Here is a 20,215-nt window from a genome sequence, read left to right on the forward strand (position 1 = left end):
GTGTCTTCGTTCTCGCTGCCCTGTCCAACTGCTGCACCGCCGACGTGCTGGCGTAACGCTGATGGCAAGCGCGCCGAATTGTTCAGGACGGACTATGTACATGTGAACGCTGTAATCGAGAATGGACGTCCGTTTTATCTCGTAACCGACCGTTGAATACGGGCGTGTTCGAAGGGCTGAAACGGGTCGTGAGCCGTTGTATCGTTTGTTCACTATCGATGGATCGCTGAGGGTCGGCCGGCATCACCAGCATTTCGTAATAATCCGTTACAAAAAACCTCCGTGGTGCGACAGTTGTACCCCAAGTCGTACCCGCAAGGCGGCGGGTGCCCCTTGGTGCCCTATTCGGCGCGCCTTTTGCCGATTTATTCGATCCCAGCCGGGCCTTCAGCGGTTTCCCTCCTTCCTCTGTGAGTTTTCGCCACAGATGGCCACCGGCAGGTTCTGCAGCGCGCTCGATACCTTGAATCGCCGCTGCCTGAAGCATAGCTCTCCCGTGTCACCTTGTACGCCCTCATGGCGTCCGATTCGACGTTCCCGAAAAAAGTCAAACTTTCCGCTCGTTCGATCGGCTTTCTCCGGTTTCGTCCTCTCGTCCAGTCAAGTCGACGTCCTTCAAACTGTAAGTTCTGCCGTTCAACCCGAACACTTCCTGCCTCGCGTGCCCGTCGCTAAGTATTAAGTTCCTGAAAAAAAAGACGTTAAAACATAGATTGGTCGAGTGCTAATGGGTAAAAGAAACCGAAAGCATTTCGTTGGAATATCATTTCTCCTGGGAAGAACATGAAGAGAAGCTTGACTGGACTCGTCTGCTGTGTCGCGATGTCGCTTTCGGCTTGCGGAGGTGATGCATCGCTAAATGTCGATGGAAAGGGGAATGCGGGAGTCTCTGCTGCCACATTCCGCACTGATACCAGCTATAGAAAACTGGCCGGTTCAAGCATGAAGCCGCCCATTGCAGTTCGTGGCTTTTACGTTCGGGTGACGCACGAGCACGGCGGTTGGGTATTGGACTCGATATCCAGAAATCAGCTGTCGAGAAATCAACTGCAGGAAATATTTTGGGTTTCGGAAGACAAGCGCAATTGGTATCTAGCCATCCCCAGCGAGGTTGCTTGGTGTGACTCGAACGCGAGCCAGGATGTTGCGCCCTACACGGTCTGCAATAGCCAATTCGGCAGCTTCAGCAAGCTCGGGGCCATGGTTTCGGTGACGACGAGTCTTGGTGCGTCGATGCTCAAGACCAAGCCTTATTCGGTCAATAAAGCCGACGCCGAAAACGTCGTTCATTCAATCCAGGAGAGCGAATTGAACGATGCGTATTTGAAGATGTTCAAGAACGAACTCGACCAAAGAGCGTTGGCAAAAGCGAAACTCGATGAGCAGCGCCAGGAAGAGGAACAAGCGAGATTGTTGGCGAATCAGCGCATTGAGGACAATGCTAGGTCAATGAGAAAGCAGGCTCGAATTGGCATGCAGACGAATTGCGGTCAAGTGTTCGACGTTCGTCTTCCGATGTTGGGGGTACAGACGATGCATGGTGCACAGTACATCGACATATCGAAGTTGTATGGGCCGGATACCGATTGCAATTTTGTGAACGGAGTTTATGTCGGTCGATAGCGTCGAAAGTACTGTATAGAGAAAAGCCCACTCAAAGGCGAGCTTTATTTTTATTGCGTTACCAGATGGCAGGTTTCCCACCATTACCCCCTTCTTCCAAAGCATTTCGTCTGCAACTGCAATCAGTTTAGTCGGATGGAGGCTATGTCGCACGGAGCCGGATAGTTGGATTTTGAAGCCGATGTAGATCCCATGCCGGCACCGTACGGTTTGTTACGCCGCTGATTTGTTTCCGTTTTTCGCAAGCAATTCTTGCGCAGTTTCAGCGCGTTGGTTAGCTGCGGTAACTTCGACCCTCGCTCGTTCAAGCGCTTGTTTCGATACTTCAAGCGCATTGAACATTTGTAATTCCCGATGTTGAAGCTCACGGACCTTCTGCGTAAGTGATTCGATCCTCTGCATATCCTCAGGATATTCGGAGTATTTCAGAATTCCCGAATGGCCATGCTTCATTCCATTCTGAAAATTCTGGAAAGTATCGATGATACGTTCGGGATGATGGCCGAGATGACTTTCATCTTTGAGGAAAACTCCGATGAAATCGCTCCACACGCCGTTGTGTTGGACGCTGACATACGATTCAAGCTGGACTGGGTTGAGTCCCTGACGACGGGCCCATGTCACCATTGCTTTTCCTGCTTCCGGATAGAACCTCCAGCAGTCCACCGGGTATCGATGGAACATCCCGTTGGACGGCGCATTGAGATAGAAGAGTCCGGAGGGCCGCAAGATGCGGAGTATTTCGTTGAAAACCAGCCAGAACATCTCCGAATGTTCGAAGCAGGATGAACTGATTACCGCATCGACGGATTCATCTTCAAAGGGCAGTTGATAAGGATCGTTTATCACGATATCCACGCCGTTTCCCTTGACGAAATCCACCCCGATATATTTTGCATTATCGGGAGCGACTTCGCGCAGGGAACCGTTGACGTTCTGGGCCCCGATGTCGACGACGGTCACTTCTCCAATTCTCGCAACGTAGGTGTCGAAGAACATCTTTCCATTCAGCATTGCGGACGGATGCATAATATCTCTCTGTGACTATTTCAGTGTGATTGTGTCAATGGGGCTTGCGATTAGCCGGTCCACGGAATTCAAGCGCTTTTGATGAAGGTTTCGTAGTTTAGTTTTTCGGCAGGTGTGGTAGCCCGCTTGCGCAGCTTGACCTGGATTGCATCGACCGCTCGCGGAAAGCGCGCAACCTTGGCAATGTCGTTGAACTGCTGCATCAGTTCGGCGCCGTATTCGTTGACCGTATAACGCTGTTCGACAACGTCGAAACGGTAGTCAGTCCAACCAACATACCAGCACCAGTCCGTGTAATAGAGCCAGCTTCGTTCGTTGAATGCCCGGACGTGTGTGGGATCCTGCCACGCACCGTAAGAAAGATCATATGGGACAATCGCCTCCAAAATGCCGTCGACAGCAAGCAGTTCGAGGCAGTTGGTCATGGCGGTAATGAGGTTGGGGATATGCTCCAACACGTTGTCGGCGAGGATGTACTCGAAATGACCACGCGGGATCGCAACCTCACCGAACCGCCTTGTCGAAAGCGACTGACTAAACGGGAAGGCGTGGTTGAAATCGAAGAGCAGATCTGGATCACGTTCCGCCAGGATGTCGACGTTGAACATGTCGTCCTTCCAGCTTTTTCCTGAGCCGAAATTGAGTTTCTTTGGGATTGTCACGACTGGTTCGCCTACGGGTTCTGGCACGCCGTCCTTGCACATCTGATCCAATACAGCTTTCAGGTATGTCGTGACCGGGCGCGACTGGATGAGCGAGAAACCGTTCGCGGCCAGTCGCTCGCGTTCTTTTTGCGACGCTACTAGCCGCAGCGCCATCCGCGGCAAGGCGTCGTAGTGTGCAAATGCAACGCCGTCTGCAAGTGCGGCGTCCTCTGCAAGATCCGAACTGTGTTCGCTTAGAACAACGCAGCGGTTGGCCAGGAGATAGACGATGCGCACCATCTCCAGCACCTTGGCTTCGTAGTAGTGCAGATTCAGGACCAAGCGCGATCTACCGATCATTGCATCGCGCGAAGCGCCATACACGCCGTACAGGGTTTCGACATGCAACCCCAGTGCGCGCATCTGATCGATCGTGGCCTGGCGTCTCGGGTTGACCGATCCGAAGAACAGGACATCAATATCCGGCTCGCTGACGTGCGTAATACGGGTGAGTTCTGGAGCGTATCCGATCGGGAGAATCGCGGAGACGGTTACCCCGAGGGCCGCCAGCCGCTCGGCGTTCTGCTGGCTGTAATCCCATACCTCGTAGCGCCGGTAGACCTCCAGCAACGCCGGCGTAAACCATTGCGAACCCTGTTGAACCTGTTCCAGGTTATAGAGGATCGCGTCCTCGGCAAGCCCCAGTGGATGGTGGGGAAGCAGGTTTGGCCCGAGGACGATGTGCCGGCGCCCGCGCAGTCGCCCCTCGGTAGTTAGGACGGAATCGTGACCAAGCGCAATCAGACCGTAATGCAGGGTCTCGGCAACCTCATGGAACGCTGCCGAATGGACAAAGCCAGGCGGCGAAACGATGGTCACAGCAAACTTCATGTGAATCCTTGCAATGTCGCCCGGAAGTGACACCGGGCGATCGTGATGGTTTGATTGAACGACGAAGCGAGACGGTTACTTAAGGAACGTCGACCATTCCTGGTGTTCGCGATAGTACTTATCCTCCGCAGCATCTAGTCCATTGTCCTTGTACCAGGGCACGTGCTTGCACGTATATCGACCGCCAAAACGGACCGCAGCCAGGTGAGATTCGCGGAGGAAATACCGCTTGTTGTAGAGCGCGAAGGTTGTATCGATCGGGGCTTGGTAGATCGGGTCGCCGGCGGCCGTCGAGCCGACTTTGTGTTGCCAAAAGCGCGCTTCCCATTGAAGCAGGCTGTACGTATTAGCGCCGTCGGTTTGCAAGATTCCGAGGGCCTTCTCGTTCATTAGTTCGGGTTGCGAGATATCAAGTGCAAAGCCGGCCTTGCCAATTCGTAAGGCCTCAGTGGCGTCTATCAGATCGAAGAGGAATGTGCCCGGCAGTTCCGGATTCAGTTCGAGATCCGGATCGGTGATGCAGAAGAGATCTGGTAACCGGTCATAGATGACGTCCGATAGCGTGATAGCTCGAGGCCCGACGTTATCGTCGAGCCTCACGACGCTCACCGTATCCTGAATGCTCTCGAGATAGCTCAGCATGGCAGGTGCGCTTGATGCGTTGTCGACAACGATGAGGTTTCTGAGCCCTTTGGACTGGAGCTGCGATACCATTCTGCGCAGATACGTGGTGTTGTTGAAGGCCGGGATCAGCACGGGGATGTTTGCGACCAGGGCACCGACTGGATGTCGGTATTGGCGGCTTCCCTCCCGTACCGCTAGAAACTCGGCCGCCGGACGCGGCTCATTGACCGGGGCGATGCGTGCGCGGTCGTTCGCGTATTGGGAGAGAACAGCGAGTTCGCGGTGGATGTTCTGATCGCTCGGCAACAGGGCAGCAGCGTGGCGCAAAGGCTCGAGTGCCTCTGAAAGCTTGCCTTGCTGGCGTAACGACGTTGCGAGCATACGCCACCCCATGCCGACTTCAGGCATCAGCACGGTGAGTTGGCGGGCAACGGCCGTGGCCTCGTCAAACTGCTGCTTGTCGAGCAGGATCGTGAGCGTATCGATGAATTCCCCAAGCAACTCAGCGCGTTGCTCACGCGACAGTTGGCTCGGCTGGCTGTCTTTAGGGACGGAGGTGTCACTGGACTGTGCCAGGACCTCAAAGTGCTCGGCTTCGAGCCCGTCGCACCAGCGCTGCCACATGGTGCGCAGCGCCCGCGACGCGGCGTTGGCGATCGTGCTTGCGCTGATGATGGGCGACTGCACGCAATGCTGGCGAAGCTCGCGGCGTACTGTCGCGAGCGCGTCGAGGTCGGCGGCCAGCGCGACACACTTGCGTACAAAGTCATCTTTGTCGTGCGCGACGAATGCCTCTTCGAGGCCAAGGTGCGAGAGCCACCCAGTGCTGCCGCGGCTCGCCATCGAAACGCCGGGCAGCGTCACGGTGGGAACGCCCATCCACAGCGCGTGCATGGTCGTAGTCGAGCCGGCAAATGGGAACGCGTCGAGACAGACATCGACTTGCTGGTGCTGGCGCAGATATTCGTCGGTGCCCTTGCGCTGCATAAAGCTGATGCGGCTTACGTCGATGCCTTCGCCTGCGAACAGCTTGGCCAGCTTGTTCATCTGTTCGATCGACGTGATCGCGCCAATGAGCATGCGCGAAGTCGGTATCTCGCGCAGCACGCGTGCCCAAAGCGCCACGACTTCCGGCCCGATCTTGACCAGACGGCTGAAGCTGCCGAATGTCAGGTAGCCGTTTTTCAAGGCGGGCAGCTCGCTCACCTCCGGCGCTTGGGCGTACGGCTTGAACGGCGCGAGAGCCGGCAGGAACACGAGCTTTTCCGAGAAACGGCTGGCGAACTGTTCGAGCGGCGTGACAAACCGGTCCGACATGTAATAGTCGATGGACGTCAGACCGGTCGTGGCTGGATTGCCGATCCAGCTTACCTGGACCGGCGCTGGCTTGTGCGCGAAGGCCACGAGCCGATTGCGGCCGGTATGGCCGGACAGATCGATGAGAATATCGATGCCGTCATTGAGGATCTTCTGGGCAACCATTGCGTCGCTCATGCCGAAGATTTCATGCCAACCGTGCGCCTGTGCCCTGATCTGCGCGGTGAAGCCATCGCGAACCGCATAGTTCGAATAGAAGTGCAGGGATAGGCTCGTGTCGCGCGCCAGATGCTCTACGACTGACAGGAGGAAATACGCGACCGGGTGATTGATCAGGTCGCCAGAAACAAAGCCGATCCGCAGGCGCCGCGACGGATCGCGTTCATTGGTGTGCTGCGGCCAGTTCGCACGCAGTGCGGCTTCATGGCGCACCCCATACTCGCGAAATTCCGAGAATGCGGTCGCGGCGTCGAGATCAGTCTTGTGCATCAGGCAGAACAGCAGGTTGCTATGCGTCGCCGCCTGCATTGGCGCGAGTTCGAGCGCACGGCGGAATGCGCTTTCCGCCTCATCGTACTGACCGTGCTCGGACAGCGCGTTGCCTAGCGCGTCGAGCTCAAGTGGGTCTCCCGGTGCCAATTCCACAGCGCGCTGGATGCGGGCAATACCCTCAGCGGCTCGGCCCAATGCCTGTAAGGCGGCACCCAGTGTGCGATGCAGAGCGGCGCTCTCGGGATGTCTTTCGAGAGCCTTGCGGCAGTGCGTTTCGGCTTGCTGAAACTGGCGAGTGATATGCAGGGCATCAGCCAGCATCGTCTGGGCGAGGAGATTGTTCGGCAGCAGGCTGGCGGCACGTTCGGCCGCATTTAGCGACTCTGCGTAGTTGCCTGTGCGCTGCAGGGCGTGTGCGAGCGCAATCCAACATTCGCCATGCGACGGATTATGTGTCGTCAAGCGGCGCGCAACCTGCAGGGCAGCCTCGATTTTTCCGCTGTTGAAGAGATCTGTGTACTGACGCAGTTCCTTGGAACTTGCCCGACGCAGATCGAGTTTCGCTGTGCGGGGCGTGTCCGACGCTTCGAGTATTGGCGAAATATCAGATGTCACGGCTGCGTGCGAAGCGCTGTGTAAGGGCTCCGACGCCGTCCGGCCATCTTGCTGAGGCAAACACGCAGTCAACGTCTCGATGGCATCTCCGGGAACGCCGCATTGCCGCGCCACGTCGAGCGCCATCCGTGCGGCTTCGAACTGGTTGCTCGCGGTGAGGGCGTTGAAGTAGTAGACCCAAAGTTGCGCGAAATTCGGCGTGTGGCCGAGCACCGCTTCGAAGTGCGGCACGGCCTCGGCTGGCCGGTTCGTTTGCATGTACAGCACGCCGATGTGGTAGTTGGCGTCGACATGGTCGCTGTCCGCTTCCAGCGCAATGGCGTAGAGGGCTTCGGCTTCGCCGTATTCCTGTTTGCGATGATGTTCGATCCCGGCTTCCATGACGAGCCGGATGTCGTCCCCCATTTGCGATTGGGGGGCTAGCGCGGTGGTTTCAGTCGGAGTTGGGAAAGCGGTCATGACGAAGGCGTGCTTGCGCCGCAGTTAGCAGAAATAAGTCAATTATCGAGGGCGCTCAGTCGGAGCGAATTGCCGAGTTGACGTCAAAACGCCCGCCAATTCGGCGATGCGAGCGAAGGGCGGAGATGGGGGCGGGGTAGCCGGCCGTTGCTGCCAGAGGCGTGCGCGATGAGGACGCACAAAATAAAGCCCGCATGAGGCGGGCCGAAGTACGCGAATGCACCCTAAGGGGCACAATGATTGGTTGTTATTCCTGCACGCCCTGCGAAGTCCGTGCTTCAGAACTGCGCAACGCGCTGATACTGGTTCACGTTGCGCGTTGCCTGTATTGCAGAACGGTACTCGGCGCTGAGCGTGCTTTGTGCCGACTCCGCCGCTGCGGCGACACGCGCGTTGATCGCGTGAACCTGCTTGAGCACGTCGAGCGCGGCGCCCGTTTGCTTCGCGGAAAGCGACATGAGAAGGGGAGAGCGCTCGTTCGCGAGCTCGGCCGCCTTTTCCCATTCGCCGACGGCCGCCGCCTGCTCGATGTCCTTCGTGATCCTCCAGATGCGATCGATGGGCGCTGCGAATTCCATGTCGTCTCTCCTGCTGGAAGCGCTCAGCCCTTGTTGGTGGCCAGCGCGCCTGCGCTGTTCGTGCCGCCGAAGAGCTGCGTGAGGTACTGCTGATTGCTGTTCATCGTCGCCATCAGCGTGTTGAGCGCGGTGAACTGTGCCGTGTACATGCTCGTGAGCTGCGACTGGTAATCGGCGAGATTCGACTGTTGCGTCGAAAGGTTTGTCAGGTCGGTCTGGATCGCGTTGGTCCGCGTCGTGATGATGCCCGTGCTCGACGTATAGCTCGTGATGTTGTTGTTCAACTGCGCGGCCACGCCGTTGGTCGAATTGAACAGCGCCGCCACGGTCGACTGATTGTTCTGCAGTGCCGTGTTCAGCGTGTCATTGTCGACCGAAAGCGAGCCGTCGGAATTCAGCGTGACGCCGATCGAAGCAAGGCTCGTCGTGGTGTTGCCGCTCTTTACGCCCGTTGCCACGATCGTCGCGAGCTGGTTCTGAATCATGTTCAGCGTCGAATCGCCGAGCAGCACGCCTTGCGACGTCGAGGTCGAGCTGAACGACGTGAGCGTGGCCATCGTCGTCACGAGCGTGTTGTACAGCGTGACGAAATTGTTGATCGCGCTGGATTCGGCGCTCGTGTTCTGCGAAACCGTGAGCGTTTGTGCGCCGCTGCCCGTGCCCGACGTGTCGACGGCCGCTGCGGTGAGGTTCAGTGTGACGCCCGACAATGCGGAAGTCACGGTGTTCGTCGAACTGGTGGCGCCGGTGCCGTCGATCGTGAAATAGGCGTCCTGTGCGGCCGTGGACTGTGTCCAGCTGGTTGTGCTGGAGATCGTCGACTGGTTGGCGGTGAGGTTCGCGGAAGTCGCGTTTGCGCTCGTGATCGCCGTACCTGATGTGGTCGTCACGGCGAGGTTGTTCACTGCGTCGCTGGAATTCGAATCGCTGATGGTGATGCTGATGCCGTTCTGCGAACCGGTCGATGTCGAGTGCAGCACGAGGTGTGCGCCGTCGGCGCCGTTGACGACCGTCGCCGTCACGCCCGGATTGTTGGTCGCCGAGTTGATCGCCGACGCAATGCCTGCGACGGTGCTGTTGGAGTTATTGAGCGAGATCGTGGTGCTGGCGCCGTTGACGGTAAGCGTCATCGTGGCCGAACCCCCTGATCCGACGAGCGCCGTTGTTGCGCCGTAGCCGGTCGAGGTGAGCACCTGGGCCTGCGCCACCTGCTTCAGGTCGAGCGAATAGGACCCTGCAGCCGCGCCGCTGCCCGCGGTGGCCGTAATGCCAGTGCCGCTCATCGTCGTGCTGAACGCATTGAGGGTCGTGCCGTCCGAGAGCGGCGAGAGGCTTGCCTGAAGTGCGGAGAGCGCGGCGGAAAGCGCGCCGTACGCGGAGATTTCGGTGTTGTCCTGCGTCTGCTCGGCGCTGATCGTGGCGGCCTGGCCGGCGATCTTGGCGTTGACGAGCGCCGTGACGAGCGAATTCACGTCCATCGACGAGTTGCCGGTCGAACCGCTGACGATCGACTGGGCGGCTTGCTGCAGAGCGGCATTGCTCGCTGCGGTGGTAGCAGCGACGCTACTTGCGATCGTGCTGGCTGTCGAACTGGATACGGTGGACATGAAGAGGCTCCGTGCGTCGGCGTTGCAGTGTGTATCGATTCAGCTTTGGAAAACGCCAATCGGGAGGCGCTCCTCCCGATTGGCTTGCATTGCGTGCCTCGGGTATGGCGGCCGGGCACGCAATGCTTGGGCTAGAGAAGCTCGTATTACTGGAGGAGCTTCAGGATCTGCTGCGGCTGCGAGTTCGCTTGTGCGAGCACCGAGATACCTGCTTGCTGCAGCACTTGCGCCTTGCTCAGGTTCGCCGTTTCTTCCGCGAAGTTAGCGTCCTGGATCGACGACTGGGCCGTCGACAGGTCGGTCGACTGGGCTTGCTGCGTCGTGCCGATTGCCGTGAAGCGGTTCTGCGCTGCGCCGAGCGTTGCTTGCAGGTTGTTCAGAACATTCAGTGCGTTGTCGATCGACTCCATGGCCATGCTGGCGCCGCTTGCCGTGCTGATGTTGACGTTTGCAACCGTCGTCGGCACGTTGTAGGCATTGACCTGGGAAAGCACTGCTGCGTCGGTTGCCGAACCACCTGCGGTACCGAGGCCGCTGAGGCCGGAGTCACCGAGGGTGAGTGCCGTGCCCGAGCCGACGATGCTGTTGCCGCTGACGGTGCCGCCGCTGAACAGTGTGTTGACTGCACCCGAGGTCAGAGCCGAGTTGTTCTGGTCGGTGAACGTGAAGCCGCCGCTGCCGTCCGAAACCACATTGATAGCGGTGATCGTCACTGCAGAGCCCGCCGCCGATGCACCAGTCGATGTCAGGCTCAGGCCGCTGAACGTGCCGAGCGTCTGACCAGCCTGCGGCACGCCGCTGCCGATCGAAGCGGCGGACATGTTTTGCGTCAGGCTCAGGCTGATCGTCTGTCCGACGTTCGCGCCGACCTGGAACGACACGTTACCGAGCGTGCCGTTCAGCACGTTCATGCCGTTGTACGTCGTTTGCGAAGCGATACGGTTGATTTCCGAAACTTGCTGCGAGACTTCCTGCTGCAGTGCTGCGCGGTCGTCTGCGGTCATCGAGCCGTTGGCCGCTTGCGTGGCCAGCTGGCGGATACGCTGCAGGCTGCTCGTCAGCGACGAGAGGCCGCTCGATGCCGTTTGAACCAGCGAAACGCCATCGTTCGAGTTCGACACACCTTGATTCAGACCGTTGATCTGGGTCTGCATGATGTTCGAGATCGCGAGGCCTGCTGCATCGTCAGCTGCGCTGTTGATGCGCTTACCCGACGACAGGCGCGTGATCGCTTGCGACAGCGCGCTGCCCGAGCCCGTCAGGTTCTGTTGCGCGACGAGCGAGTTGATGTTGCTGTTAATTCCGAGCATGGAAATTCTCCTAAGCGGGCTGAAAGCCCGTTACAAGCCACTATGGCCGCGGCGGGTGCAATCTTTCATTGCTGGCCGCCTCAGTGAAGGTTGTCGGCGTGGGTAAGAAAAACTTGAGGGGAAGCATCGACAATCGAGACCTCAATTGCGCAGTGCATAAAAAATCCTCTCGCGCCGCTGCGTGCTTGCCGCTCTTTCCCGCACCTACGACTGCGTAATCCAGTTTGCAAGCGTGTTTACGGCAGGTATCGCGCGTGGTTTAGCGCGGGCACGCGCGGTGCGCCCCGGGGCCGCGCGCCCGTGCCGGCTGCAGCGCGCGGCGAGGCGGCGTATGCTCAGCGGTTCCCCGTTCGCCCTTTTTTCTGGAGGCCCTATGGAACTACGCAGGATCGGCACTTCCTCGTTGCAGGTCGCCCCGCTCATGTTCGGCGGCAACGTCTTCGGCTGGACCGCCGATGAAGCCACCTCGTTTTCGATCCTCGACGCCTTCACCGACGCCGGCCTCAACTTCATCGACACCGCCGACGTCTACTCGGCCTGGGTGCCCGGCAACCAGGGCGGCGAGTCGGAGACGATCATCGGCAAGTGGATCGCGAAGAGCGGCAAGCGCGACAAGGTGGTGATCGCAACGAAGGTGGCAAAAGATGCGCGCCGCCCAGGGCTTTCCGCCGCCAACATCGCGGCTGCCGTGGAAGATTCGCTGCGTCGCCTGCAGACCGATTACATCGACGTGTACTTCTCGCACGAGGACGACCAGAAAGTCCCGCTCGAGGAAACGCTCGGCGCGTACCAGCGACTGATCGAGGCCGGCAAGGTGCGTGTAATCGGCGCATCGAACTACACGGGCGCGCGCGTCGAGGAGGCGCTCGCGGTTTCGAGGAACTCGGGTCTGCCCGCGTACCAGATCATCCAGCCCGAATACAATCTGTACGACCGCGCCCGCTACGAGGCCGATCTCGAACCGGCGGCCATGGCGCAGAAGCTCGCGGTCGTGCCCTATTACAGCCTTGCGAGCGGCTTTCTCTCGGGCAAGTACCGTTCGCGCGAGGATCTCGCGAAGAGCACGCGCGGCTCACGCGTCGAGAAGTACCTCGATCACCGCGGCATCCGCATCCTGGCGGCGCTCGACTACGTGGCCGAGCGTCATGGCAGCACGCTCGCGGCGGTCGCGCTGGCATGGCTGATCGCGCGCCCGAGCATTACCGCGCCGATCGCGAGCGCGACCTCGCTGGATCAACTGGAGAGCCTTGCCGCGGCGGTGCGGCTGAAGCTCGATCCGGCCGACATCCAGGCGCTCAACGACGCGAGTGCCTGACCGGCGGGCAAGGGTATTAACCCAGGTGTCCTGATTGAAGGGGCTTGCGCGGTGGCTGTGGTGCTCCGCGCAAGTGCCTGACTAGAATCAAGAAACCCCTGGTCAGGCGGATCTTTTCCTGATATCATTGGGAGTGAATTGAGATCTTTGCCTGTTTTGTTGCCGTGTTCGTTACTGTTGGCGGCCGCAAACCGGCGGTCAGGTGTGTTGCAGCAAGGTCGACCTGATCGCGTTCCGCTGTGAACCCCCTACTTCTCTTTTCCGGCCTCCGTGGCCGCCTTGCCTCTCGTTTAGCCCCAATGTGGCGAACGACCGGAGGGCCGGCGCGTGAGCGGCTGTGACGCTCGCGCATTTGAACCGTATTAAGCGATTTGAGTTAGGAAATACATGACGACGATTCTTCTGAAGGAAAACGAGCCGTTCGAAGTGGCGATTCGCCGCTTCCGCCGCGCAATCGAAAAGAACGGCCTGATCGCCGAACTGCGTGAGCGTCAAGCTTACGAAAAGCCGACGGCAGTTCGCAAGCGCAAGAAGGCAGCTGCTGTGAAGCGTCTGCACAAGCGCCTGCGCAGCCAGATGCTGCCGAAGAAGCTCCACTAAGCTTTTTCGCTTTTCGGTGTTCCGCCAGACGGCGGCGCATGCTTCGCAAGAAGCTGCGCCGCCGTTTGCGTTTGTGCGTACTTGCGCGTGTTTGGGCGTAGCCCCTGCGCACCGGTCGAATTCAGGCGGCGTTTTTCAGCTGGTCGAGCGACAAGCCGAACTGCGCGGCAATCGAGCAAAGGCGTTCGCGCCATTCCCATACGCCAAATACGTCGTGCACGTTCTGCAGGCAGCTCAGCAAGTTGATCGTAGCGGGATCGTAGATGTTGATATGGGCGCGCAGCAGTGCCTTTTTCAACGCGACGACGCCCACATCCATATAGAGCGGCACGTCGTTCGCATCACGGCCGAGGTAGCGCACAGGTATGCCTTCCATGGCGGTCATATAGTCGCGTGGCCGGATGAAGCTGCCGACCGGGCATCCGCCGTAGCTGTGCGCGCCGCCGTAGCCGCCCCCACAGCCGCCGCCCCGGTACGCGCCGCCGCCGCGTGGAAGAAGTGCCGCGCCCCCCTGGCCAAAGAGATGGGCCACCGCACGGTCGAAGATCTCCTGATGACTCAGGAAGTGAACGTTTTTCATTTCAGCCCCCTGTTGCCGAGGTGCCGGGCACAGGTTAATTCCCTTCTAATGCGGCGGCGCCGGCCTTCCAGCCGGCATCACTACCCGTTCCCCTGACGCGCCTGCATTCGCTTCCCGTTATAACGGCACGCCATGGGAAAACCGTTGGGCTGCGCACGGTAGCGATGAGAAATTGCCTCGGCTGGCGTAGAGAGCTAGCGCCCTCGCGTATCGCGAAGCCTTGCCGGCCAACCGGTTGGGACGCGCGTCCTCCCGCTCGGGACTTTCCCCATTCGCGCTGATATGGCGGGAATGCGCGCGGGTTTCGCCGCGCTCAGGCGCGGCGCTTCTTTTTGCCAAGCGCTGCACAGGCCTTGCGGCACATGCAGTCGCGCTCATGGTCGTTGACCATGCCGACAGCCTGCATGAACGCGTAACAGATCGTCGTGCCAACGAATTTGCAGCCGTATTTTTTGAGCGCCTTGCTAAGGGCGTCCGAGACTTCGGTAGAGGCCGGTGCGTCGCGATACGAGGCGAGGTCGTTCTGGATGGGCGTGTCGTTCACGAACGACCAGACGAACTTCGCGAGCGAGCCGTGTTCCGCCTGGATCTGCTGCACGGCGCGGGCGTTGGCGATGGCGGCCTCGATCTTGGCCCGGTTACGCACGATCGAGGCGTCCTGCATGAGCGTTTCGACGTGCCTGGGCGTAAAACGCGCAACCTTGGCGATGTCGAAGTTGGCGAAAGCGCGGCGATAGCCTTCGCGTTTGTTGAGTATCGTGGACCACGACAGTCCTGCCTGTGCGCCTTCGAGCACGATCATTTCGAACAGGTGCTGGTCGTCCCGCGACGGTACGCCCCACTCCTCGTCGTGGTATTGCACGTACTGCGGCGACGCGCCGGCCGATACCCAGTTGCAGCGGTGTGTCACGGTAAATTCTCCTCGCGAGACGTCGTTCGAGCCACGCAAGCATAGCGGATTGGCGCCGCGCCGCCACCCTGGCCGGATGGCCGATTGTGCGAACCCGGGGAAGCCGTTAGTCTCTGCGGCACGACAAAAATTTTGGTTTTCGAACCGGACTCACAGGCGCGCGAGGCGCGGCGGACATCATGCAGAAATACTCCTGGTTGATTGGCGTGGACGGCGGCGGCACCGGTACGCGCATCGCGCTTGGCGACACCAATGGCGCCGACCTCGCGCGCGCGTCCGCCGGGCCGTCGGGGCTCGGGCTCGGTATCGAACGGGCCTGGCAGTCGATCGAGGAAGGCTGCCGCGCGGCGTTTGCACAGGCCGGGCTCGCGTTCGACTGGTCGCAATGCGTGCTCGGCTGCGGGCTCGCGGGCGTCAACAACCCCGACTGGCTGGCGCCCTTTCTCGCCGCCGCGCCCCCGGTGGCCGGACTCGCGGTGGAAAGCGACGCCTACACGACGCTGCTGGGCGCGCACGGCGGCGCGCCAGGCGTGGTGGTCGCCCTTGGCACGGGCAGCATCGCCGCGGTCCTCGGCGAGGACGGCCAGTGCCGCATTGCGGGTGGCTTCGGCTTTCCCTCGGGAGACGAAGCGAGCGGTGCCTGGTTCGGCCTGCGCGCCATCGTCTGGGCGCAACAGGCGCTCGATGCACGCGTGCCCATGGACGACTTCGCACGGGCCCTGCTCGCACACGCGCGGGCCACCGATCGCGACAGTCTTATCGTGTGGCAGTGCGCGGCCAACCAGACGGCTTATGCCAGCCTCGCCCCGGTCGTCCTCGCGCATCGCGAACATCCGTTCGTCGCCAGGCTGCTCGCCGAAGCCGGCGTGGAGATCGCGAAACTCATCACCGCGCTCGATCCTTCGGGCAAGCTGCCGGCAGCGCTCTCGGGCGGCCTTGGGCAGCCGCTGCGCGAGTGGGTGCCGCAGGCGGTGCGCGATCGCCTGCGCGCGCCGCTCGCCGATTCCGCGACCGGCGCGCTTCGGCTCGCGCACATGGAGGCCCAGCGGCTGGCCCGCGCTGCCGCGGATAGCTGAGTGGCTGGCGAGAAGGGGCGCGAACGGGGGCGGCAACGGCATAGCCGTGCCGCAGATGCTACGATTCAACGTTTCCCGCTAGCTGTCCGATCACCATGTACAAGGTCATTGCAACCGATCTCGACGGAACGCTGCTCAATAGCGACCATCAGGTCGATCCGTTCACGGTTGCCACGCTGGGCGCGCTCGATGCGCAGGGGCTGCCGTTCGTGATCGCGACCGGCCGCCACTATTGCGACGTGGCCGGCATTCGCGACGTGCTCGGCATCCGGCCGTATCTCATCACCGCGAACGGCGCGCGCGTGCACGCGCCCGACGACACGCTGATCCACGCGAGCAATCTGGGCGCGTCCATGGTCGAACGTCTCGTTGCCGCCGACACCGTGGGCGAGCACGGCCGCGTGATCGTGAGCATCTATACCGACGACGCCTGGCTCATCGACCGCGACGCGCCCGAACTGCTCGCGTATCACCAGGACTCGGGCTTCGAGTACCGCGTGGCGGATCTGCGCGACTACGCAGGTGCAGGCATTGCCAAGGCGCTTTACATCGGCGATCCGGCGGATCTCGCGCATGTGGCGCAGAACCTCGCGCGCGAGTTCGGCGATGCACTCTACGTCACCTATTCCCTGCCCGATTGCCTCGAAGTCATGGTCGCCGGCGTTTCGAAGGGCCGCGCACTGCGCGTCGTGCTCGACCGGCTCGGCGTGGACGCCGCCGGTTGCGTTGCGTTCGGCGACAACATGAACGATATCGATCTGCTCGAAACGGCGGGTCATCCGTTCATGATGAACAACGCCAACCCCGATCTCATCAAGCGTCTGCCTCGGGTGCCGCGCATCGGCAACAATTTCGAATCCGGCGTCGCGCATCATCTTCGCAAGCTGTTCGCGCTCAACGACGAACTCGCGTCGTAGTCCGCACGGGCGCCACCACCCGATGCAATAAAGGCGCGGCGCAAGTCGCGCCGTCACCGCTTTCGCGATTCCATTCGGACGGTTACTGCGGGACGGCTATTGCGCGGCGGGCAGTTGCGCGCACGGGCAGTCGTCCGCGCGACCGTCGAGTCCTTCGCGCTCGTGCGAGAAACGCGCGCGCGCTGCACCGCCGCTCCAGTCGATGCGCACCACATAGATGCTGTCGAAGTCCGCACTCTCCCAGCGCGGCACCTCGCTCGCGCTGCCGCCGTGTGCAGCGACGACGCGGCGCACGAGCGCCTCGATTTCCCGATGCTCCCACGCGACGAGCACGGTACGGCCGCGCCACTGCGGATCGACGAGCGTAGCTTGCAGCGCGTCGATCTTCGAATAGCCATACGGCGTCTGGATCGGCATGCCGAACTGGATCGCGGTCGGCTCGATCGTCGCGAGCGGGCGCACGTAGTAGTAAGAATGGCCGTTGTCTTCCTTTTGCTCGCCGGGGTCGGGCGCATAGATCGCATCGGGCTTGCCGTACTTGGCCGCGATCACGGCGGGCAGCGCGAGCGCGCGGTTCAGCCCCTTGCAGTCGAGCTGGCCGAATCCCTCTGGCGGCTTTTCGCCATGTCTCACGAAGATGAGTGTCTCGACGTTGCGCGGGTCTTGTTGATTGCGAGCGGTGGGCGCGTTGCTCGCGCTCGTTTGCATTGCCTCGCCGCCGTTGGCGGGCCCGCTTGCCTGCGGCAGCGGCGCGCAGGCGTATAACAGTGCGCTCAGCCCTGCGGCGAGCGTCGGGGCGATCCGGACCGGCCGGGGGCGTGGGCGCTTCATGCCGGGCGTGATGCTCCAGGTGACAAGACAGTGGGAAAGTCGCCTGATTCTAGCAGCGCGGGCGCCGTGGGCCCGCTTAGCCGCGCACAGGCGGCGCGTTTGCAGCGCCAGGGCCGGCAAGACAAACGGGCGCCGAAGCGCCCGTTGCTGCTGCCCGATGAAAGTGTCGCGGTTCGGCGTGGCCCGAGCCGGCGAGACGTGTGAGTGCGCGTCAGGCCTTCTCGCGCGCGGCGACCGCCGCGACCGCTTCGCGCCGCCCCGCCACCGCCGGGTAGACGATGCCCGCGATCACGGCGCCGACGATCGGCGCGACCCAGAACAGCCACAACTGCGAGATGGCCTCGCCGCCCACGAAGAGCGCGGGGCCGGTCGAGCGAGCCGGATTCACCGATGTATTGGTGACGGGAATCGAAATCAGGTGAATGAGCGTGAGGCACAGGCCGATGGCGATCGGCGCGAAGCCTGCGGGCGCGCGCTGGTCGGTTGCGCCGAGAATGACGAACAGGAAGAACGCGGTCATGACGACCTCGCACACGAACGCGGCGCCCATGGCGTAGTGGCCCGGCGAGTGCTCGCCGTAACCGTTGGTCGCGAAGCCGCTCGCGACGAGGTCGAAGCCTGGTTTGCCCGTTGCGATGAGCGCGAGCACGAACGCGCCGATCACCGCGCCCAGGACCTGCGCAGCGATATAGGGCACGAGGTCGCGCGCGGGGAAGCGGCCCGCCACGGTCAGGCCCACGCTCACGGCGGGGTTCAGATGGCAGCCCGAAATATGGCCGATGGCGAACGCCATGGTGAGCACGGTCAGGCCGAATGCGAGAGACACGCCCACGAAGCCGATGCCGAGCCCGTGAACCGGGCCGGCGAAGTTGGCCGCGAGCACGGCGCTGCCGCAGCCGCCCAGAACGAGCCAGAAAGTGCCGAACATCTCGGCAATGAGACGCCTGGATAAGTGCATTGCGTGACACCTCGAAAAGTCGATTTTGACGGCGCCGCGTAAAGTGCCGGCACCGGGAAATGCCAGATTCTATGCAGTCGCCCTTTTCGATGCTGTCAAGGATTGTCAATTTCGACCTAATTGATCGAATTATTGCGATCGACGTGTACGCATTGTGCCGGAGTCGCTCAATTGTTAAATTGAAGAATAGAGTCAAAAAAACAGTATTAATAGCGATTGCGAATTCCCTTATTTGCGTCTAATCTCCGATCGAGCCGGTTTCAAGAGCAATGAAGGGGGAATAGAAATGTCGCAATATACGGAAATCAAGGCGCAGATCGCAAAACTCCAGGCTCAGGCCGAAGAGGCGCGGCGCACGGAGATTGCGGACGTCATCGCCACGATCAGGGAAAAGATCGCCGAGTACGGCCTTTCCGCCCAGGACCTGGGCTTTGCCGAGGCGGCGCGCCGCGGGCGTCCGCCGAAAAAGGCGCCGCTGCCCGCACGCTATCAGGACCCCAAGTCCGGCGCGACCTGGAGCGGGCGCGGCAAGCCGCCCAAGTGGATCGCGGGCAAGAACCGCGAACGCTACCTGATCGCCTGATGCATGCGGGGAACAGCCCGGCCGCCATACCGCCGCAACCGCAAATGCGATAAAGAGCCGCATGATTCATGCGGCTCTTTTTTGTGCGTCTTCTGTAATCAGCGCGTAACGGCGCTATTCGGCGACTCGCAAACGATTCACGTCGTGCATTCGTCTGGATTGAGGGCGAAAAATGGAATGCTTCGCACTCAGCCGGCCGCGACGCGACGCAGTACCGGACGCTGTGCGGCTTCGATCAGCGCCGTATAAGTGTCGACGTAATTGCCGGCCATGATGTGCGACGTGAAGCGGTGTTCGAACTGGTTGCGAATCGCCACGCGCGAAAGCGAATCGATATTCTGAAGCGCGGCCACGGCGCCTTGCACGTCCTCGACGACATAACCCGTCACGCCCGGGTCGATCACTTCCGGCACCGAACCGCGGTTGAAGGCGATCACCGGCGTGCCGCACGCCATCGCCTCGATCATCACGAGGCCGAACGGTTCGGACCAGTCGATCGGGAACAGCAGCGCTTTCGCGCCCGAAAGGAACGCTGGCTTCTGCTCTTCGTTGATCTCGCCGATGAACTCCACGTGGGCCTGCGAAAGCAGCGGCTCAATCTCGGTTTTGAAGTAGTCCTGGTCGACCTTGTCGACCTTGGCGGCGATCTTCAGCGGCAAGCCGGAGAGCGCGGCGATCCTGATCGCCGTGTCCACGCGCTTTTCCGGGCAGATCCGGCCGAGGAACGCGAGGTACTCGGGCTTGCGGTCGGCCTGCGGCGTGAGGAGGTTCTTCGGCAGTCCGTGATAGATCGTGTTTTGCCACGCGGCCTGCGGCAACGGCTGGCGCTGCGAGTCCGAAATCGAGATTACCGGTGCGTTCGGGAACTGCTCGAATACCGGTTGCAGCTCCGGCAGGTCGAGGCGGCCGTGGAGCGTCGTGACGAACGGCGTGTCCAGGGTCGTGAAAAGCGGGAACGGCAGGTAGTCGAGGTGGAAGTGCAGCACGTCGAACTCGTGCGCGACGCGGCGCACGCGCTCGAGCAGCACCATGTGCGGGGCCAGCGCGTCGCGGATCGTCGGATCCAGACGCAGTGCGCGCGGCCAGGCGGCTTCGAGATTCGCCGAGGTGACCGAATCGCCGCTGGCGAACAGCGTCACGTCGTGGCCGAGGTCGACCAGCGCTTCGGTCAGGTAGGACACGACGCGCTCGGTGCCGCCATAAAGCTTGGGCGGAACGGCTTCATAAAGTGGCGCAATTTGTGCGATTCGCATTGT

The 20,215-nt window shown here is 61.1% G+C and carries 17 protein-coding genes and 1 pseudogene; 7 read left to right on the forward strand and 11 right to left on the reverse strand.

The genetic code is table 11. The features are described from left to right. Positions 1-501 precede the first annotated feature (501 nt). Together C7411_RS39040 and C7411_RS28495 are read left to right on the forward strand one after the other, a co-directional pair. Positions 502-675: pseudogene (locus tag C7411_RS39040) on the forward strand (AlpA family phage regulatory protein); the annotation flags it as partial. A gap of 120 nt (positions 676-795) precedes the next feature. Beyond that, the gene (locus C7411_RS28495; protein WP_133253712.1) at positions 796-1,623 is read left to right on the forward strand and encodes a hypothetical protein; all 828 of its coding nucleotides are present in this window, start codon (positions 796-798) and stop codon (positions 1,621-1,623) included. 213 nt (positions 1,624-1,836) lie between these two features. Here C7411_RS28495 and C7411_RS28500 read toward each other — a convergent pair whose 3' ends face one another. From C7411_RS28500 to C7411_RS28525, 6 genes are all read right to left on the reverse strand, one after another. Next, positions 1,837-2,622 carry a methyltransferase domain-containing protein gene (locus C7411_RS28500; RefSeq protein ID WP_243413380.1) on the reverse strand — a complete coding sequence of 262 codons (786 nt, stop codon included), beginning with the start codon at positions 2,620-2,622 and terminating at the stop codon, positions 1,837-1,839. A gap of 98 nt (positions 2,623-2,720) precedes the next feature. Further along, positions 2,721-4,187 carry a class I SAM-dependent methyltransferase gene (locus C7411_RS37890; protein ID WP_181431386.1) on the reverse strand — a complete coding sequence of 489 codons (1,467 nt, stop codon included), beginning with the start codon at positions 4,185-4,187 and terminating at the stop codon, positions 2,721-2,723. 75 nt (positions 4,188-4,262) lie between these two features. Beyond that, on the reverse strand, positions 4,263-7,694 hold the full coding sequence (locus C7411_RS28510; RefSeq protein WP_110387234.1) for an O-linked N-acetylglucosamine transferase family protein: 3,432 nt from the start codon (positions 7,692-7,694) through the stop codon (positions 4,263-4,265). A gap of 278 nt (positions 7,695-7,972) precedes the next feature. After that, positions 7,973-8,272 carry a flagellar protein FliT gene (gene fliT, locus C7411_RS28515; protein ID WP_110387235.1) on the reverse strand — a complete coding sequence of 100 codons (300 nt, stop codon included), beginning with the start codon at positions 8,270-8,272 and terminating at the stop codon, positions 7,973-7,975. 23 nt (positions 8,273-8,295) lie between these two features. Further along, the gene (gene fliD / locus C7411_RS28520; protein WP_110387236.1) at positions 8,296-9,879 is read right to left on the reverse strand and encodes a flagellar filament capping protein FliD; all 1,584 of its coding nucleotides are present in this window, start codon (positions 9,877-9,879) and stop codon (positions 8,296-8,298) included. A 146-nt stretch (positions 9,880-10,025) separates the two neighbouring features. Further along, the gene (locus tag C7411_RS28525) at positions 10,026-11,189 is read right to left on the reverse strand and encodes a flagellin (RefSeq protein WP_110387237.1); all 1,164 of its coding nucleotides are present in this window, start codon (positions 11,187-11,189) and stop codon (positions 10,026-10,028) included. Between the two features lie 373 nt (positions 11,190-11,562). Between C7411_RS28525 and C7411_RS28530 the strand changes: the two genes are divergently transcribed. After that, positions 11,563-12,504: an aldo/keto reductase gene (locus tag C7411_RS28530; RefSeq protein ID WP_110387238.1), complete on the forward strand. Its 942-nt coding sequence runs from the start codon at positions 11,563-11,565 to the stop codon at positions 12,502-12,504. Positions 12,505-12,891: 387 nt separating this feature from the next. Then, on the forward strand, positions 12,892-13,104 hold the full coding sequence (gene rpsU / locus C7411_RS28535; protein WP_004198205.1) for a 30S ribosomal protein S21: 213 nt from the start codon (positions 12,892-12,894) through the stop codon (positions 13,102-13,104). Between the two features lie 121 nt (positions 13,105-13,225). On the opposite strand, the gene C7411_RS28540 is transcribed toward rpsU, so the two are convergent. Both C7411_RS28540 and C7411_RS28545 read right to left on the reverse strand, forming a co-directional pair. Then, positions 13,226-13,684, reverse strand: a complete 459-nt coding sequence (locus tag C7411_RS28540) for a hypothetical protein (RefSeq protein WP_110387239.1) — start codon at positions 13,682-13,684, stop codon at positions 13,226-13,228. 313 nt (positions 13,685-13,997) lie between these two features. Continuing rightward, the gene (locus C7411_RS28545) at positions 13,998-14,594 is read right to left on the reverse strand and encodes a DNA-3-methyladenine glycosylase I (protein WP_110387240.1); all 597 of its coding nucleotides are present in this window, start codon (positions 14,592-14,594) and stop codon (positions 13,998-14,000) included. 179 nt (positions 14,595-14,773) lie between these two features. On the opposite strand from C7411_RS28545, the gene C7411_RS28550 reads away from it, so the two are divergent. Together C7411_RS28550 and C7411_RS28555 are read left to right on the forward strand one after the other, a co-directional pair. Beyond that, positions 14,774-15,670: a glucosamine kinase nucleotide-binding domain-containing protein gene (locus C7411_RS28550; protein ID WP_110387241.1), complete on the forward strand. Its 897-nt coding sequence runs from the start codon at positions 14,774-14,776 to the stop codon at positions 15,668-15,670. A gap of 95 nt (positions 15,671-15,765) precedes the next feature. After that, positions 15,766-16,587, forward strand: coding sequence for a Cof-type HAD-IIB family hydrolase (locus tag C7411_RS28555; RefSeq protein WP_110387242.1), 822 nt, complete (start codon positions 15,766-15,768; stop codon positions 16,585-16,587). A gap of 96 nt (positions 16,588-16,683) precedes the next feature. Here C7411_RS28555 and C7411_RS28560 read toward each other — a convergent pair whose 3' ends face one another. Together C7411_RS28560 and aqpZ are read right to left on the reverse strand one after the other, a co-directional pair. Continuing rightward, entirely contained in the window at positions 16,684-17,295 is a 612-nt protein-coding gene (locus C7411_RS28560) for a histidine phosphatase family protein (protein ID WP_110387336.1), read from the reverse strand. Between the two features lie 334 nt (positions 17,296-17,629). After that, the gene (gene aqpZ, locus C7411_RS28565) at positions 17,630-18,376 is read right to left on the reverse strand and encodes an aquaporin Z (protein WP_110387243.1); all 747 of its coding nucleotides are present in this window, start codon (positions 18,374-18,376) and stop codon (positions 17,630-17,632) included. Between the two features lie 286 nt (positions 18,377-18,662). Between aqpZ and C7411_RS28570 the strand changes: the two genes are divergently transcribed. Continuing rightward, complete coding sequence (locus tag C7411_RS28570; RefSeq protein ID WP_028203342.1) at positions 18,663-18,959, forward strand: H-NS histone family protein; 297 nt, start codon at positions 18,663-18,665, stop codon at positions 18,957-18,959. A 188-nt stretch (positions 18,960-19,147) separates the two neighbouring features. Here C7411_RS28570 and C7411_RS28575 read toward each other — a convergent pair whose 3' ends face one another. Beyond that, positions 19,148-20,212, reverse strand: coding sequence for a glycosyltransferase family 4 protein (locus C7411_RS28575; protein ID WP_110387244.1), 1,065 nt, complete (start codon positions 20,210-20,212; stop codon positions 19,148-19,150). Positions 20,213-20,215: the final 3 nt, after the last annotated feature.

This window comes from Paraburkholderia silvatlantica, from assembly GCF_003096715.1.
Taxonomy (GTDB): domain Bacteria; phylum Pseudomonadota; class Gammaproteobacteria; order Burkholderiales; family Burkholderiaceae; genus Paraburkholderia; species Paraburkholderia silvatlantica.